The sequence below is a fragment of the Pseudomonas sp. FBCC-B1667 genome, from assembly GCF_059133255.1.
This window is the reverse complement of the sequence record NZ_CP101437.1, coordinates 6,811,260-6,826,277: the sequence shown is the minus strand read 5'-3', so window position 1 is coordinate 6,826,277 and position 15,018 is coordinate 6,811,260. Positions and strand designations below refer to the sequence as shown.

Below are 15,018 nucleotides of genomic sequence, written 5' to 3'. Positions count from 1 at the left end.
AAGACCGCAGCCTGCCTGAGACTGCGATCTTTTATCCGTTGCTGCGAAAAGCTCTGCTCAGCTGAGCAGTGTCGCATCCAGACTGATTTTCGCATTCAGCACCTTGGAAACCGGGCAGCCTTCTTTGGCTTTGTTGCTCAGTTCCTCGAATTGCGCCTGAGTCGCCCCAGGGATTTTCGCCTTGAGGATCAACTTCACGGCCGTGATCGCGAAACCGCCGTCCACCTGGTCCAGGGTGACTTCAGCCTGGGTATCGATGCTGTCAGCCTTGAGACCGGCATCGCCGAGAACCATTGAAAACGCCATGGAGAAACAGCCGGCATGAGCCGCGCCGATCAGCTCTTCCGGATTGGTGCCCTTGCCGCCTTCGAAGCGTGCCTTGAAGCCGTAAGGCGCTTCTCTGAGTACGCCGGTTTCCGTGGAGATCGAGCCGATGCCGGTTTTCAGGTCACCTTCCCAATGAGCCGATGCTTTCTTCGTAATAGCCATATCTGCCTCCTCAAGTTCCCGGCACGAACGTCGCGCCTTCATGGTTTTCGCTTGCTAAGGGTTCTGAGGATAGCCGGCGGTGCAAAGTTCACCCGATCTGGTTAAATCCTACTATTTTCCTAGGTTTTTTTGCCTTGGCTATTGAAACTCGGGTATATGCCCTTATTGATGAAACACGCTTATGGATTCGGCAGGTTTTCGTTTATGAGAAAAAACCTGCGACCTCAATTGGAGAAGCAGGTTTATGAAACGACTGTCCGACATCAAGTTTTCAACCCTTGATCTGGTGCCCGTGCGTGAAAACGGCAGCGCGGCCCAGTCGCTGCGCAATTCCCTGGACCTGGCGCAGCACGTGGAAAAGTTTGGCTACAACCGCTTCTGGGTCGCCGAACACCACAACATGGACGGTATCGCCAGCTCGGCGACATCCGTATTGCTGGGTTATCTGGCGGGCGGGACCTCGACCATTCGGGTCGGTTCGGGTGGGGTGATGCTGCCTAACCATGCGCCGCTGGTAATCGCCGAGCAGTTCGGCACCCTGGAAAGTCTGTATCCGGGGCGTATCGACCTGGGCCTGGGCCGCGCGCCCGGATCCGATCAAATGACCGCCCGCGCGTTGCGCCGTGAACGCTCCGGCAGCGCCGATGATTTCCCGGAAGACGTGGCCGAACTGATGCGTTACCTCGGTCCGCGCACCCCGGACCAGCGGATCATTGCCATGCCCGGCACCGGCACTAACGTCCCGGTCTGGTTGCTGGGCTCCAGTCTGTTCAGCGCACAACTGGCCGGCGAGCGCGGTTTGCCCTACGCCTTCGCCTCTCATTTCGCACCGCGTTTCATGCATGAGGCGATTCGCGTCTACCGCAATCACTTCAAGCCTTCGGCGGTATTGGATAAGCCTTACGTGATGCTGGGTGTGCCACTGGTGGCGGCGGATACCGACGAGCAGGCCGAATATCTGGCAACGTCGGTCTATCAGCGGATTCTCGCGTTGATGCGTGGCCAAAGCCTGGTCCAGCGTCCGCCGGTGAAAACCATGGACGGGTTGTGGTTGCCGCATGAGCGCGAAGCGGTCAGTGATTTCCTCGGATTGGCCATGGTGGGCAGCCCGCAGAAAATCCGCGCCAAACTGGACGTGCTGGTTGAGCAGACTCAGGCCGACGAACTGATTTTTACTTGCGACCTGTATGAACACGCCGACCGTGTTCATTCCTACAAACTGCTGGCGCAAGTCATGAAGGGCTGAGGTTTGAAGCGCCCATAAAGAAGCCGACGCAGTACGTCGGCTTTTTGTACGGGACGGAATCAGACTACTTGGTGTAGACGATTACCTTGGCGCCCTTTTCACAGGTGCCGACAACCTTTCCGGTGGCGGCGGCGCCTTTATCGAGGATCTCCAGCGAGTAACCGGCAACGCCCTTGGCATCCAGTTTCGCGGCAATTTCGGCTTTCAGATCTTCGCACGACTTGCCGTCAGCAAACGCTGTACCCGCAAGGCTCAACAAACCTAGTGCCACTATCAATTTCTTCATCGGTCGCATTCCCTGGTCGGATCATTAGGGGCATCCGGCAATCTGCCAGATGCACACATGTAGCGCTTTGCCATTCCCTATGGCACTCGGCCAGCGCGCAAGTTCAGAAGACTAGCTCAAACTCAGCTGCTGGCAATCCGAAACCCGACCTTGAGCGTCACCTGAAAGTGCGCTGCCTTGCCGTCCTTGATGTGCCCGCGGGTTTCGGTCACTTCAAACCATTCCATGTGCTTGAGACTTTTGCTGGCTTCGGCCAGCGCGTTATTGATGGCGTCTTCAATGCTGCTGGTGGACGAGCCGACCAGCTCGACTTTTTTGTAGGTGTGATGGTCAGTCATGGCGTTCTCCTCAGGGTGTGATTTACAGACTAGCAGTGATTTTTCGTCTTACTTGCGACGCCCAACCTGAAGGAGATGTTCAGATTTTCTGCACTTTCTCCAACCCCTGAAGTCCCAACCAACACACGCCACTCAATCAATGCAGGAGAGCCACCATGGCCAACACTTCATTACGTAAAGCCTCATTGCAAAGCATGGAAGCCGAAATCGAGAGTCTGCTGAAATCGTTGGAAAGCCTTAAAGACGATGCGTCGGACGAGTCGCGTAGAACCCTCAAAACCCTGAAAGCCAACGCTGAAAGTGCGCTGAAACATTCGCGCCATCTGCTCAGCGATGCGTACGAAGACGTTAAAGTCAAAACCCGTGAAACCGGGATCGCCACTCGGGACTACGCTCAGGAACACCCTTGGACGACAGCCGGTGTTGCCGTGGGTGCGCTGGGTCTTCTCGCCGCCTATCTGTTGTGCAAACGTGGGGACTGATCCGCTGGGTGCAGTTCGTTCTTGAGCCACTGCGCCAACTGCCGAGCCCGCCCGTCCGCGGCGCGCTTGGGCAGCCACAACGCCAGTTGCGCCGGGGTTTCACTGAAACCCCATGGCGCAACCAGGCGACCGGCCTTCACGTCTTCGGCCACCAGCGGCTCCGGTGCAATCGCCACTCCAAGGCCGGCAACTGCGGCTTCCAGCAAGTAATACAAATGTTCAAAACCCTGTCCGTACTTCAACGCCTTGGCGTCGAGGCCGCTTTGCTGTGCCCAACTTGGCCACGCCTGAGGGCGTGAGGTGGTGTGCAGCAACGGTTCGTTCAGCAGCGCGGTGGCCGGCGCGCCTTGATACTGGTCGAAGTTGGCGAATCGCGGGCTCATGACCGGGCCGATCCGTTCGCTGGTTAATTCATAGACTTGCATGTCCGCAGGCCATGGCGGCTCCGCAAACAACAGCAATGCATCGAGCCCCGGCCGACGTGGATCGAGATCGCCTTCGCCGGCGGACAGGTGCAGGCGCAGGTCAGGCAGGTCCGCATTCAGCCGTCCCAGACGTGGAATAAACCAGCGTGCCAGCAGACTTCCCGAGCAGCCGAGCACGAAGGGCGCATCAGCGGTGCTTTGCGTCAGCTCTGCACACACGGTGCGTAACCGCTCGAACGCTTCGCCGCTGGCATCACGCAGTCGAATGCCGGCATCTGTGAGTTTAAGGCCTCGACCGTCCTTGACGAACAGACTGACCCCGAGGTGCTCTTCGAGCACCTTGAGCTGCCGGCTGACCGCGCCATGGGTGACGTGCAGCTGTTCGGCAGCCTGACTGACACTGTTCAGGCGGGCAGTGGCTTCAAAGGCACGAAGGGCGTTCAGCGGGGGAAGGTCGTGGCTCATGGGATCTGTGAGTTTTCCTGACAGGTTGCGGCGATCTTATCGGTTTTCAGGTGGGGGCGTCAGGGGTAGAGTTAAGCCCATTGTCATTTCACGCATTCACTGGAGCGACCCATGACCCAGACTAATCTGCGCAACGGCCCCGATGCCAACGGCCTGTTTGGCGCGTTCGGCGGCCGCTACGTCGCTGAAACCCTGATGCCGTTGATCCTCGACCTGGCCCGCGAATACGAAGCGGCCAAGGAAGATCCTGCGTTCAAAGAAGAATTGGCCTACTTCCAGCGTGATTATGTCGGACGTCCAAGTCCTCTTTACTACGCCGAACGCCTGACCGAGTTCTGCGGTGGCGCGAAAATCTACCTCAAGCGCGAAGAGCTGAACCACACCGGCGCGCACAAGATCAACAACTGCATCGGCCAGATCCTGCTGGCGCGGCGCATGGGCAAAAAACGCATCATCGCCGAAACCGGCGCGGGCATGCACGGCGTGGCGACTGCCACCGTGGCCGCGCGTTTCGGCCTCGACTGCGTAATCTACATGGGCACCACCGACATCGAACGTCAGCAAGCCAACGTGTTCCGCATGAAGCTGCTGGGCGCCGAAGTGATCCCGGTGGTTGCTGGCACCGGCACCCTTAAAGACGCGATGAACGAAGCGCTGCGTGACTGGGTGACTAACGTCGACAGCACCTTCTACCTGATCGGCACCGTGGCCGGCCCGCACCCTTATCCAGCCATGGTTCGCGATTTCCAGTCCGTGATCGGCAAGGAAACCCGTACCCAACTGCAGGACCAGGAAGGCCGCCTGCCGGACAGCCTGGTGGCGTGCATCGGCGGTGGTTCTAACGCCATGGGCCTGTTCCACCCGTTCCTTGACGACAAAAGCGTCGAGATCATTGGTGTTGAAGCGGCCGGTTACGGTATCGAAACCGGCAAGCACGCGGCCAGCCTCAATGGCGGCGTACCGGGCGTGCTGCACGGCAACCGCACTTTCCTGTTGCAGGACGACGATGGCCAGATCATCGACGCCCACTCGATTTCCGCCGGCCTCGACTATCCGGGGATCGGCCCGGAGCATGCGTGGTTGCATGACATCGGCCGCGTTCAGTACACCTCGGTGACCGACGACGAAGCCCTCGATGCGTTCCACAAATGCTGCCGCCTGGAAGGGATCATTCCTGCACTGGAAAGCGCGCACGCCTTGGCCGAAGTGTTCAAACGCGCACCGACCCTGCCGAAAGATCACCTGATGGTGGTCAACTTGTCCGGTCGTGGCGACAAAGACATGCAAACCGTGATGCACCATATGGAACAATCTAAGCAGGAGAAACACTGATGAGCCGCCTGCAAACGCGCTTTGCCGAACTCAAGGAACAGAATCGCGCCGCTCTGGTGACCTTCGTCACCGCTGGCGATCCGAGCTATGACACGTCACTGGCGATCCTTAAAGGCCTGCCGGCGGCTGGCGCCGACGTAATCGAATTGGGTATGCCCTTCACCGATCCGATGGCCGATGGCCCGGCGATCCAGCTGGCCAACATCCGAGCCTTGGGCGCCAAGCAGAACCTGGCGAAAACCCTGCAAATGGTTAGCGAGTTCCGTGAAGGCAATACCGAGACACCGCTGGTGTTGATGGGTTACTTCAACCCGATCCACATGTACGGCGTGCCACGCTTTATTGCTGACGCCAAGGCGGCCGGCGTTGATGGGCTGATCGTGGTCGACTTGCCGCCGGAACATAACGGCGAATTGTGCGACCCGGCTCAGGCTGCGGGCCTGGACTTCATTCGTCTGACCACCCCGACCACCGATGACGTGCGCCTGCCGACCGTTCTGAACGGTAGCTCCGGTTTCGTTTATTACGTGTCCGTTGCGGGTGTGACTGGCGCTGGCGCGGCGACACTGGAACACGTTGAAGAGGCGGTTGCCCGCCTGCGCCGTCACACTGATTTGCCGATCAGCATCGGTTTTGGCATTCGGACTCCAGAGCAAGCCGCATCCATTGCGCGTCTGGCCGACGGTGTTGTGGTGGGGTCGGCATTGATCGATCACATCGCCAATGCGTCGACGCCAGATCAGGCAATTGATGGCGTACTGAGCCTGTGCGCAGCACTGGCAGAAGGCGTGCGTAAGGCTCGCGTCAGCTAAAGGTAAAGTTCCTGATACAGAGGAATTTGCACCTCGCGGCACAGACTTAACAGCAAGACCGAGGGCTTCAGGACTGCATTCCGAAGCCCTTTTTGCTGTGGGTGCCGTGAGGAAAAACCCGATGAAATTGCCCAACCGTGTGATTGCCAGGCTGGGCGTGTTGATGCGGGCAGGCAAAAAAAGGGCTCCGCGGACTCTCCAGCGGGCCCTTTTTTCTTATGGCAGTTCCAATCCGCCGGCTGCTTTGTGCAGTTTGCGTAGATGTTCGCCAACTTGCTTCAGGTTGGCTTCATTGGCGGCCATTTCCGCTGCGCGTTCAGGTTCTAGCAGCGCGCGCACTTCCTTGTCCAGATCGCCCGTCAGCACCAGCAATTGCTTTTGGCGCAGGCTGCTTTCTGATTCCAGGCGTTGCCATTCACTCGGTTGGGGCAACCCATAACCGCCGCTGCCGAGCAGTTCAGCCGGGCGACTGAGGTAGCCGCTGTTGGCAAGAAGCTCCTGCAAAGTCGCATTGGCCTTGTCCATGCCGCCGTTTTCCAGATTCCGCGCACCGAGGTAGCGTTGCTTTACTTCGTCCTGAGCCAGCAGCAATTGTTGGCGCAAGGCAGCTTGTTCCAACAATAGCAGTGCCGCGCTGGTGCGCAGGTCAGCCTGCTCGAACCATTGCCGGCGCTCGACTGCTTTCATTGCCAGCCAGTCTTCGACGTTGTCTTGCTTGATCGGCAAGCGTTTTTTCAGCACTTCGAACATGGCTTGATAGCGATCACGGAAGGAGTCGAAGCGATAGCCTAGTCGTAGCGCTTCACGTGGATCATCCAACACGCTGGTGTCGGCCAGTCCCCGGCCCTTCAGCACCGCCAGCAAGCCGTTGGGCATGATGTTGTCGAGCCCGACCAGTTTTGGGTTGTTGGTGCCGCCTCGCAGCAGTTTCAGTTCTTCCACCGCGCAATTGTTGGAGAGGAAGAAGTAGTTGCCGTCGTAGCTCCAGTGCATCTCGGCGGCACGTTCCACTACATCTTCGATCTCGTTGCGCGACAGGTTCAGCGGCACCGAAGCCAGGCTGCGCAGTTCGGTCTTGGTGTACTCGTCAATAACCTGGGCGAGCGGCAGGACGAACAGACGCGACGGGTATTTGCCGACCAGTCCGTCCCAGCTCGAAAGCTGTACATCACCGACGAAGGCGCGGTAGGACAAGACCAGATGCTGGTCCAGATCGAGACGACAGTCGGGGCCTCGTGGTCGTCCCGGTGCACAGATCACCAGCCGCAACATGCTGTGACCCCAACGACTGACCCAATTCTGATTGGCTTCGGCCAACAGGTAGTCGATGGCATAGACCCGTTCCGGATCAACCTGCCCAAGGGGTGTTTTGGCAAAGTCATTGCCGGCGTTCAGGAAGGCAAAGGTTTTGGCGCAGATGTCTTTCGCCGCTGGCGCCCAGCCGAAATGTTCCTGGTAGTAGCGATACAGCGCCGGACGGCGACAGGCGTAGCTCGGGTCGAGAAGGAAGTACTCCATGTTGACCGCAACGAACTCTTTGGGGCTGTCCGTTTCATAAATGTCCGGGCTGCGCGCGATCTGCCGGTTGTGCTGTTCACGTTCACCGCGACGGCCGACGTATTGTTGCCAGCCAGCGAGGTCGAGCAGGCGCGGATCGTCGCTGAGGGTGAAGCGACGATCATTCTGGCCACGGCACTGATCGGGAATCCCCACCAGTCCGGCGCTGTTGCTGCGTCGGGTGCAGTGTTGAATCAGTTTGCGCTCGGCATCTGGCCAAAGGCGCGAACGATCATAGATGTGAGTCAGTTCGTGCAATACCGTGGCGAGCATTTCGCGGCGGACGGTGCCGTGGGGGCGATCGGTTTTGCGGGTCGCGGCGCTGCCGTCCGTGAGGCTGGCGAGCAGGTTGCGATTCAAGTCGAGTTCGGACACCAGCGTTGCCTGGCCGTAGGCGTTGCTCGGCATGTCGTCGGTCCAGCCGACATCGATACGCCGGTCCAGTTGCTCGATGAACCGTGGCGGCAGCGCCTGCATGGCTTCATCGAGCAATGCCTGGCTGGCTTGCTGTTGTGCGGGGCTGAGGCCTTCAGTCTTGAGCTGTAATTGCAGGCTGGCGTGGGCCGTGCTGCCGATTAGCATCATGACCCCGGCCAGCAGCCAGGCGGCTGACGGCCTCACAGTGCGAGGATGGCTTCGGCGAGTACCTGATCACTGGCATTCCGGGCTTCCGGCACGCGAATGCGTAGGGTATTGAAAGCCGCTTCGAGGTGCGCGCCGCGGATATCGCCGTCGCTGGCCACGAAACTGGCTGCGTCGTCGTGGGCCTCGCGAATGATTTTCGAGTCACGGATGGAGGTGGTGGTGTCCGAGGTGAAATCAAGCGTGCGCTGAGTGGCACGAATGAGCATGTTACTGGTGGCAACCAGGGTATGAGCCTGGGCCACGTCAGCCAACAACAACAGGCCAAGGGTGGCGGCAATCAGCGTGTTACGCATGGAACAACTCCGGAGAAACAAGGATAACTATTGGACGAGAATTGCTTGTGCCAGTTCAAGGTCGCTTGCATGAAGTTTTGGCCAGGCATGGCGCAGGTAAATCAGGGCTGATTCCAGTCGTGCTCCACGCAATTGGCGGTCACTGGCGATGAACGCCGCGGCATCATCGTACGCGGCGAGCAGCAGTTTACGGTCGAAGGGCGCAGAGGTCACCAGACTGGTGCCATAACCACTGGCGGCTGTGCCTTGCGTGGAAAGATTGAAGGCATCGAAAGCATGTGCCGAGACCGACCAGCAGGCCAAAAGCAATAGTGGAGTGAGCAACAATTTTGAATGAAAACGCATGAGACTCGATAGCTGAAAGCGAGTCCCAAGGCTAGCGCAACACGCGGGTTAGAGCCAGTGCCGAAACATGGGGACACGTTGGACGTGTCCCGCGAAGACTGTCGCTTAGATGGTCAAAATGGCTTGTGCCAGTTGCGCATCGGTTGCGTTCAGCTGTGGCGCCTGGTGGCGAATGTAATCAAGTGCACTTTCCAGTTTTACCCCGCGGATGGAACCTTCACTGGCGACGAAGCTGGCGGCGTCATCGCGAGCTTCACGCACAATCTTGTTGTCTTTAAAAGAAGAGGAAACTACGTTGGTGGTCGCGTCGGACGTGGCTTTGAGGGCATTGACGACCGCATCGGTGGTCACGATAAAGCTGGAGGCTTGGGAATTAGCCGCCACGGCAAGCAGGGCTGCAGCGCTGAGCAGGCGAAGACGGGACATGGTGTAACTCCTTTGGATAACCGATTGAGAGGTGGCGATGTATCTGCATATCAGACGTCTGCCCTACAGCGCTCGCCACGTTCTGATTGGATATTAGGCGCTTTTGCCCGTTAGAACAGTCCCGTCTGTGCCGGCAGGACATTATCGCCAGAATGGTTTATCCAGTTCGTTGAGACGATCCGCGTGGCTGATGCCCAGGTCTGACAGCTGCTGCGTGTCGAGTTGCCCCAACAGGCGCCGGGTTCTGATCCGTTCGAGACACCGGGAGAGCGCTGTCCACGCTCGTTGGAGCCTCGGGGAACGAAATTGCGATTGCGGCGCGGGAACGGAAACATCTTGTAAGTGATTCATGGCGCGATCCTTGTGCTGGGAAATGAGACCCCATGGTGATCTCCTCTGTTTTTGTGAAACAGGCACACTCCGCCAAAATTGTACTTGTACAGTGTAAGAAATTTTATAACTGTACTGGTGTTGTAGAGCTCCGTTGTTTTTCGGGTTTCACGGAGCCACAACGACAAAGCCCGTCGTGGTTTCCCACGACGGGCTTTGTTTTTTCAATCTGGGATGCTGGCAGTGGACCCGATGGGTCAGGGCCAGCGACGCTAAATTAGCGCCAGAACGGCTTGCTCAGCTCTTCGTAGCGTTGTGCTTCGCTAATCCCGGCGTCAGCCAGCAGACGCGAATCCAGGCGAGCCAGTTGGTGGCGGCTGGAGATGCGGCGCTGCCACAGCATCAGGTTGGCGATAACGCGCAGAGGCATGGAAGCCTGGGTTTTTGCAGCAGTGTCTTCGAAGAACAGGTCGGAACTGAGTGTACGTTCCATGATTGACATCCTTCCGCTTGTGGCGGGATTAGGTAGTGGTTTAACTGGTGCCCATGATCCTCTCGTTTGCCTAGTCTCTGTAGATACAGTTCACCTGTATTGTGAGGGACCAGTTAACTGTTAATTGGGGGTGTACTGGTCGAAATTGAGGCAACTGTACCTATCCGCACCGATATAGTGCATTTAAGCGAGTTTTGTCTGTAGGGGTAGGCAATTACCGTAGGAAACGACCGGTACAGAAGTACAGTTTTAAACATATTTTTTGCTTGTAACAGCAGGCTGACGAAAATGTGTTTGCGTCAGCCGCCATCTGTACCAATTACGCCTTGAGCATGCGCCCGGTTTCTTCCAGGTTGATGTGCCAGCTCAGCGCGTCACGCAGGATATGCGGCGTGTGCCCGCCAATCGCGCAAGCCGCGGTGAAATAGTCGTTCAGGGCCTGGAGATAGTCCGGGTGTACGCAGTTGTCGATAATGAGTCGAGCCCGTTCCCGGGGTGCCAGCCCGCGCAAGTCGGCGAGGCCGATCTCGGTGACGAGGATGTCGACGTCATGTTCCGTGTGGTCGACGTGGCTGACCATCGGCACGACACTGGAGATCGCACCGCCCTTGGCGATCGATTTGGTGACGAAGATGGACAAATGCGCATTGCGCGCAAAGTCGCCCGAGCCGCCAATGCCGTTCATCATCCGTGTGCCGCAGACGTGGGTGGAGTTGACGTTGCCGTAGAGGTCGAACTCCAGCGCCGTGTTGACGCCGATGATGCCCAGTCGACGCACCACTTCAGGGTGATTGGAGATTTCCTGTGGGCGCAGGACCAGTTTGTCCTTGTAGCGCTCGAGGTTGCCAAACACGTCGGCGTTGCGGCGACTCGACAAGGTGATCGAGCTGCCCGACGCGAAGCTCAGTTTACCGGCATCGATCAGGTCGAAGGTCGAATCCTGCAGGACCTCGGAGTACATGGTCAGGTCTTCGAACGGCGAATCAATCAGGCCACACATCACCGAGTTGGCAATGGTGCCGATACCGGCCTGCAGCGGGCCGAGCTTGTTGGTCATGCGCGCGGCAGCCACTTCTTGCTTGAAGAAGTTGATCAGGTGGTCCGCGATGGCTTGGGTATCGGCGTCGGGCGGCAACACCGTAGACGGCGAGTCCGGTTGATTGGTGATCACGATGGCGACGATTTTTTCCGGCGGGATCGGGATAACGGTGCTGCCGATACGGTCATCAACCTTCACCAGCGGAATCGGTGTGCGGGTCGGACGGTATGTCGGGATATAGATGTCGTGTAGGCCTTCCAGATTCGGGTTGTGCGCCATGTTGATCTCAACGATCACGTGTTTGGCGAAAATCGCGAAGCTGGCCGAGTTGCCAACCGACGTGGTTGGCACGATATGGCCGTGCTCGGTGATCGCCACCGCTTCAATCACTGCGATGTCGGGCAGTTTGAGTTGCTGGTTGCGCAGTTGCTCCACGGTTTCCGACAGATGCTGGTCGATGAACATCACCTCACCCGCATTAATCGCTTTGCGCAGAGTGCTGTCGACCTGAAACGGCATGCGTCGGGACAGTACGCCGGCTTCGGTGAGCTGTTTATCGAGGTCGTTGCCCAGGCTGGCGCCGGTCATCAGGGTGATCTTCAGCGGCGAGACCTTGGCGCGCTCGGCCAGAGCCTGGGGGACGGCTTTGGCTTCGCCGGCGCGGGTGAAGCCACTCATACCGACGGTCATGCCGTCCTCAATCAGAGCGGCGGCGTCGGCGGCGCTCATCACTTTATCCAACAAGGACGGCAGGCGAATACGGTCACGGTACATGGATTGTTATCTCGGGCAACGGGTAGCAGGATGCGCAGTCTAGTGAATTACACCGACTCCTGTCCCGCTACCAAGGTCGCAAACGAGGCGTCTATTTCGGGCCTTTGACACAAAACACCGTTACCGGATCGGTAACAAAAGCGTAGTTTTGTACCAACGATTTGAGCAAACAAAAACGCCCCGACGAGTCGGGGCGTTCTGTGTGCCGCGGAGAGTTACTCGACGGCTTTGACCATGTCTTCGATGACTTTCTTGGCGTCGCCAAAAACCATCATGGTCTTGTCCAGGTAGAACAGTTCGTTGTCCAGACCGGCATAGCCGCTGGCCATCGAGCGCTTGTTGACGATGATGGTCTTGGCCTTGAACGCTTCCAGAATCGGCATGCCGGCAATCGGCGATTTCGGATCGTTCTTCGCGGCCGGGTTGACCACGTCGTTGGCGCCCAACACCAGCACCACGTCGGCCTGACCGAACTCGGAGTTGATGTCTTCCATCTCGAACACCTGGTCGTAAGGCACTTCGGCCTCGGCCAGCAATACGTTCATGTGGCCAGGCATCCGACCGGCAACCGGGTGGATCGCGTACTTCACGGTCACACCGCGATGGGTCAGCTTCTCGGTCAGTTCTTTCAGCGCGTGCTGCGCCCGCGCTACCGCCAGGCCATAACCCGGAACGATGATCACGGTGTCGGCATTGGTTAGCAGGAAGGTCGCGTCGTCAGCCGAACCGGATTTCACCGGACGGGCTTCCTTGGCGCCGGCCGGGCCTGCATCGGCTGTGTTGCCGAAACCGCCAAGCAGCACATTAAAGAAGGAACGGTTCATCGCCTTGCACATGATGTACGAGAGGATCGCACCGCTGGAGCCCACCAGCGAGCCGGCAATGATTAGCATCGAGTTGTTCAGCGAGAAGCCGATACCCGCCGCCGCCCAGCCAGAGTAGCTGTTGAGCATCGACACGACGACCGGCATGTCCGCGCCGCCAATCGGGATGATGATCAGCACGCCAAGCACGAAGGCCAGGGCGAGCATCAAGGCGAAGGCACTCAGATTGCCCGTCAGCATGAAGGTCACGCCGAGGCCCAGTGTCGCCAGGCCCAACAGCAGGTTTAGCTTGTGCTGGCCGCCGAACTGTACCGGTGCGCCCTGAAACAGGCGGAACTTGTACTTGCCCGACAACTTGCCGAAGGCGATCACCGAACCGGAGAAGGTGATTGCACCAATGGCCGCGCCGAGGAACAGCTCCAGACGGTTACCCGCCGGAATCGAGTCGCCCAGTTGTTTGACGATGCCCAAGGACTGCGGCTCAACGACAGCAGCAATGGCGATGAACACGGCGGCCATACCAATCATGCTGTGCATGAAGGCGACCAGTTCCGGCATCTTGGTCATCTCGACGCGCTTGGCCATGATCGAGCCGGCGGTGCCGCCCACCAGCAGGCCGACGATGACGTAACCAATACCAGCGGTGGCAAGCTCGGCGCCCAGCTTATAGATGAGGCCGACGGTGGTCAGGATCGCCAACGCCATGCCGAGCATGCCGTACAGGTTGCCGCGCCGGGACGTGGTTGGGTGCGACAGGCCTTTAAGGGCCTGGATGAAGCAGATCGACGCGATCAAGTAGAGCGTCGTGACAAGGTTCATGCTCATTACTTGGGCGCCTCTTCTTTTACGACTTTCGGGGCTTTTTTCTTGAACATCTCAAGCATCCGGCGGGTCACCAGGAAGCCACCGAACACGTTCACCGCTGCCAGAGCCACCGCGAGGGTGCCCATGGTTTTGCCCAGTGGCGTGACGGTCAGCGCCGCCGCCAGCATGGCGCCGACGATAACGATGGCCGAGATGGCGTTGGTCACGGCCATCAATGGCGTATGCAGTGCAGGTGTAACGTTCCAGACCACGTGGTAACCGACATAAATCGCCAGCACGAAGATGATCAGGTTGTAGATACCGGGGGAGATAAGCTCTTCCATCGTCTGAATCCCTGCTTAGGCGTTTTTGCGGATGACTTGGCCGTCGCGGCACATCAGGCACGCGGCGACGATGTCGTCTTCGAGGTTCACTTCGAACTGTCCTTCTTTGTTGAAGACCAGCTTCAGGAAATCCAGCAGATTGCGTGCATACAGCGCCGAAGCGTCTGCCGCCACTGCACCGGCCAGGTTGGTCGGCCCGCAAATGGTCACGCCATTCTCGACCACAACCTGATCGGCCACGGTCAGCGGGCAGTTACCACCCTGGGCTGCCGCGAGGTCGATGACTACCGAGCCCGGCTTCATCTGCGCCACGGTTTCCGCGCTCAACAGCGTCGGTGCCTTGCGGCCCGGGATCAGTGCGGTGGTGATGACGATGTCAGCCTGCTTGGCGCGTTCGTGCACGGCCAAGGCCTGACGCTGCATCCAGCTGGCGGGCATTGGCCGCGCGTAACCGCCGACACCGACGGCGCATTCGCGCTCTTCATCGGTTTCGTACGGCACGTCGACGAATTTCGCACCCAGGGATTCAATTTGTTCCTTCACCGCCGGACGTACGTCCGAGGCCTCGATCACCGCGCCCAGACGCTTGGCCGTCGCAATCGCCTGCAAACCGGCCACGCCCGCGCCGAGAATGAGCACGCGCGCCGCTTTCACGGTGCCCGCAGCGGTCATCAGCATCGGCATGAAACGTGGATAGTGATGAGCGGCCAACAATACGGCTTTATAGCCGGCGATGTTCGCTTGCGAGGACAGCACATCCAGGCTCTGCGCACGGGAGGTACGTGGAGCGGCCTCCAGGGCGAAGGCGGTGATGCCGCGGTCGGCCATCTTGGCGATGGTTTCATTGCTGAACGGATTGAGCATGCCCACCACAACGGTGCCGCTTTTAATCAGCGTCAGCTCGCTGTCGCTGGGAGCGACCACCTTGAGAATCAGCTCGGCACCAAACGCATCGTTGGCGCCGCCAATCGTTGCGCCTGCCGCTTCATAAGCACTGTCGACAACGCTGGCATTAATGCCAGCGCCGCTTTGCACAGTGACTTTATGACCTTGGCCGATCAGCTTCTTGATGGTTTCCGGGGTTGCAGCAACCCGTGTTTCACCCGTCTGGGTTTCGAGAGGAACACCAATGTGCACGTCAAATCTCCTGCGTGATCTTATTGAGTAAACCCAGGCACTTCGGATGGTGCGGCTGGGGCGGCCGATCAGCACGGTCCCGCCAAATCAGGGCGGGGCGCGGCATTTTGCAGGCGAACTTTGTGCCCTTCA

At 58.7% G+C, this 15,018-nt stretch carries 18 protein-coding genes; 4 read left to right on the top strand and 14 right to left on the bottom strand.

Annotation, left to right across the window (positions count from 1 at the left end; translation table 11 throughout):
• Positions 1–57: 57 nt before the first annotated feature.
• Positions 58–489: an OsmC family protein gene (locus tag NL116_RS31525; protein ID WP_494375439.1), complete on the bottom strand. Its 432-nt coding sequence runs from the start codon at positions 487–489 to the stop codon at positions 58–60.
• 244 nt (positions 490–733) lie between these two features.
• Here NL116_RS31525 and NL116_RS31520 point away from each other — a divergent pair, with 244 nt between their 5' ends.
• On the top strand, positions 734–1,735 hold the full coding sequence (locus tag NL116_RS31520; protein ID WP_494375438.1) for an LLM class flavin-dependent oxidoreductase: 1,002 nt from the start codon (positions 734–736) through the stop codon (positions 1,733–1,735).
• Between the two features lie 64 nt (positions 1,736–1,799).
• Here the strand turns inward: NL116_RS31520 and NL116_RS31515 are convergent, their stop codons facing one another.
• Positions 1,800–2,021 carry a DUF1161 domain-containing protein gene (locus NL116_RS31515; protein WP_494375437.1) on the bottom strand — a complete coding sequence of 74 codons (222 nt, stop codon included), beginning with the start codon at positions 2,019–2,021 and terminating at the stop codon, positions 1,800–1,802.
• Between the two features lie 122 nt (positions 2,022–2,143).
• Positions 2,144–2,359: a dodecin gene (locus tag NL116_RS31510; RefSeq protein WP_140665528.1), complete on the bottom strand. Its 216-nt coding sequence runs from the start codon at positions 2,357–2,359 to the stop codon at positions 2,144–2,146.
• Between the two features lie 155 nt (positions 2,360–2,514).
• Between NL116_RS31510 and NL116_RS31505 the strand changes: the two genes are divergently transcribed.
• Complete coding sequence (locus NL116_RS31505; protein ID WP_140665532.1) at positions 2,515–2,841, top strand: ElaB/YgaM/YqjD family protein; 327 nt, start codon at positions 2,515–2,517, stop codon at positions 2,839–2,841.
• On the opposite strand, the gene NL116_RS31500 is transcribed toward NL116_RS31505, so the two are convergent.
• The gene (locus NL116_RS31500) at positions 2,814–3,731 is read right to left on the bottom strand and encodes a LysR family transcriptional regulator (RefSeq protein ID WP_494375436.1); all 918 of its coding nucleotides are present in this window, start codon (positions 3,729–3,731) and stop codon (positions 2,814–2,816) included. The genes NL116_RS31505 and NL116_RS31500 overlap by 28 nt on opposite strands.
• Positions 3,732–3,842: 111 nt before the next feature.
• On the opposite strand from NL116_RS31500, the gene trpB reads away from it, so the two are divergent.
• Complete coding sequence (gene trpB, locus NL116_RS31495) at positions 3,843–5,063, top strand: tryptophan synthase subunit beta (RefSeq protein WP_140665538.1); 1,221 nt, start codon at positions 3,843–3,845, stop codon at positions 5,061–5,063.
• Entirely contained in the window at positions 5,063–5,875 is an 813-nt protein-coding gene (gene trpA / locus NL116_RS31490) for a tryptophan synthase subunit alpha (protein ID WP_494375435.1), read from the top strand. Before trpB ends, trpA begins: the two co-directional genes overlap by 1 nt.
• Positions 5,876–6,091: 216 nt before the next feature.
• Here the strand turns inward: trpA and NL116_RS31485 are convergent, their stop codons facing one another.
• The 10 genes from NL116_RS31485 to NL116_RS31440 all read right to left on the bottom strand — a co-directional run bounded on the left by NL116_RS31485 (position 6,092) and on the right by NL116_RS31440 (position 14,886).
• A complete protein-coding gene (locus NL116_RS31485; RefSeq protein WP_494375434.1) occupies positions 6,092–8,053 on the bottom strand; it encodes a DUF7844 domain-containing protein in 1,962 nt (653 codons plus the stop codon).
• Positions 8,050–8,370, bottom strand: a complete 321-nt coding sequence (locus NL116_RS31480) for a DUF2388 domain-containing protein (protein WP_494375433.1) — start codon at positions 8,368–8,370, stop codon at positions 8,050–8,052. Before NL116_RS31480 ends, NL116_RS31485 begins: the two co-directional genes overlap by 4 nt.
• A gap of 27 nt (positions 8,371–8,397) precedes the next feature.
• Positions 8,398–8,715 carry a DUF2388 domain-containing protein gene (locus tag NL116_RS31475; protein WP_494375432.1) on the bottom strand — a complete coding sequence of 106 codons (318 nt, stop codon included), beginning with the start codon at positions 8,713–8,715 and terminating at the stop codon, positions 8,398–8,400.
• Positions 8,716–8,820: 105 nt separating this feature from the next.
• Positions 8,821–9,141 (bottom strand): DUF2388 domain-containing protein, encoded by a 321-nt coding sequence (locus NL116_RS31470; protein WP_494375431.1) that lies wholly within the window; start codon positions 9,139–9,141, stop codon positions 8,821–8,823.
• 141 nt (positions 9,142–9,282) lie between these two features.
• Positions 9,283–9,492, bottom strand: coding sequence for a DUF1127 domain-containing protein (locus NL116_RS31465; protein WP_494375430.1), 210 nt, complete (start codon positions 9,490–9,492; stop codon positions 9,283–9,285).
• A gap of 256 nt (positions 9,493–9,748) precedes the next feature.
• The gene (locus tag NL116_RS31460; protein ID WP_370694728.1) at positions 9,749–9,901 is read right to left on the bottom strand and encodes a DUF1127 domain-containing protein; all 153 of its coding nucleotides are present in this window, start codon (positions 9,899–9,901) and stop codon (positions 9,749–9,751) included.
• Between the two features lie 382 nt (positions 9,902–10,283).
• Positions 10,284–11,777 (bottom strand): succinyl-CoA:acetate CoA-transferase ScpC, encoded by a 1,494-nt coding sequence (gene scpC, locus NL116_RS31455; protein WP_494375429.1) that lies wholly within the window; start codon positions 11,775–11,777, stop codon positions 10,284–10,286.
• A 215-nt stretch (positions 11,778–11,992) separates the two neighbouring features.
• Entirely contained in the window at positions 11,993–13,426 is a 1,434-nt protein-coding gene (locus tag NL116_RS31450) for an NAD(P)(+) transhydrogenase (Re/Si-specific) subunit beta (protein ID WP_494375428.1), read from the bottom strand.
• Positions 13,426–13,749 (bottom strand): NAD(P) transhydrogenase subunit alpha part 2, encoded by a 324-nt coding sequence (locus tag NL116_RS31445; RefSeq protein ID WP_007947884.1) that lies wholly within the window; start codon positions 13,747–13,749, stop codon positions 13,426–13,428. Before NL116_RS31445 ends, NL116_RS31450 begins: the two co-directional genes overlap by 1 nt.
• Before the next feature lie 15 nt (positions 13,750–13,764).
• Positions 13,765–14,886 carry a Re/Si-specific NAD(P)(+) transhydrogenase subunit alpha gene (locus NL116_RS31440; RefSeq protein ID WP_494375427.1) on the bottom strand — a complete coding sequence of 374 codons (1,122 nt, stop codon included), beginning with the start codon at positions 14,884–14,886 and terminating at the stop codon, positions 13,765–13,767.
• Positions 14,887–15,018 lie beyond the last annotated feature (132 nt).

Coding starts and splice junctions, on each gene's coding strand:
- NL116_RS31470 (WP_494375431.1), bottom strand. CDS start 9,141: ATGTCCCGTCTTCGCCTGCTCAGCGCTGCAGCCCTGCTTGCCGTGGCG.
- NL116_RS31505 (WP_140665532.1), top strand. CDS start 2,515: ATGGCCAACACTTCATTACGTAAAGCCTCATTGCAAAGCATGGAAGCC.
- NL116_RS31460 (WP_370694728.1), bottom strand. CDS start 9,901: ATGCCTCTGCGCGTTATCGCCAACCTGATGCTGTGGCAGCGCCGCATC.
- NL116_RS31510 (WP_140665528.1), bottom strand. CDS start 2,359: ATGACTGACCATCACACCTACAAAAAAGTCGAGCTGGTCGGCTCGTCC.
- NL116_RS31480 (WP_494375433.1), bottom strand. CDS start 8,370: ATGCGTAACACGCTGATTGCCGCCACCCTTGGCCTGTTGTTGTTGGCT.
- NL116_RS31515 (WP_494375437.1), bottom strand. CDS start 2,021: ATGAAGAAATTGATAGTGGCACTAGGTTTGTTGAGCCTTGCGGGTACA.
- NL116_RS31500 (WP_494375436.1), bottom strand. CDS start 3,731: ATGAGCCACGACCTTCCCCCGCTGAACGCCCTTCGTGCCTTTGAAGCC.
- NL116_RS31475 (WP_494375432.1), bottom strand. CDS start 8,715: ATGCGTTTTCATTCAAAATTGTTGCTCACTCCACTATTGCTTTTGGCC.
- NL116_RS31525 (WP_494375439.1), bottom strand. CDS start 489: ATGGCTATTACGAAGAAAGCATCGGCTCATTGGGAAGGTGACCTGAAA.
- trpB (WP_140665538.1), top strand. CDS start 3,843: ATGACCCAGACTAATCTGCGCAACGGCCCCGATGCCAACGGCCTGTTT.
- NL116_RS31445 (WP_007947884.1), bottom strand. CDS start 13,749: ATGGAAGAGCTTATCTCCCCCGGTATCTACAACCTGATCATCTTCGTG.
- NL116_RS31450 (WP_494375428.1), bottom strand. CDS start 13,426: ATGAGCATGAACCTTGTCACGACGCTCTACTTGATCGCGTCGATCTGC.
- trpA (WP_494375435.1), top strand. CDS start 5,063: ATGAGCCGCCTGCAAACGCGCTTTGCCGAACTCAAGGAACAGAATCGC.
- scpC (WP_494375429.1), bottom strand. CDS start 11,777: ATGTACCGTGACCGTATTCGCCTGCCGTCCTTGTTGGATAAAGTGATG.
- NL116_RS31520 (WP_494375438.1), top strand. CDS start 734: ATGAAACGACTGTCCGACATCAAGTTTTCAACCCTTGATCTGGTGCCC.
- NL116_RS31465 (WP_494375430.1), bottom strand. CDS start 9,492: ATGAATCACTTACAAGATGTTTCCGTTCCCGCGCCGCAATCGCAATTT.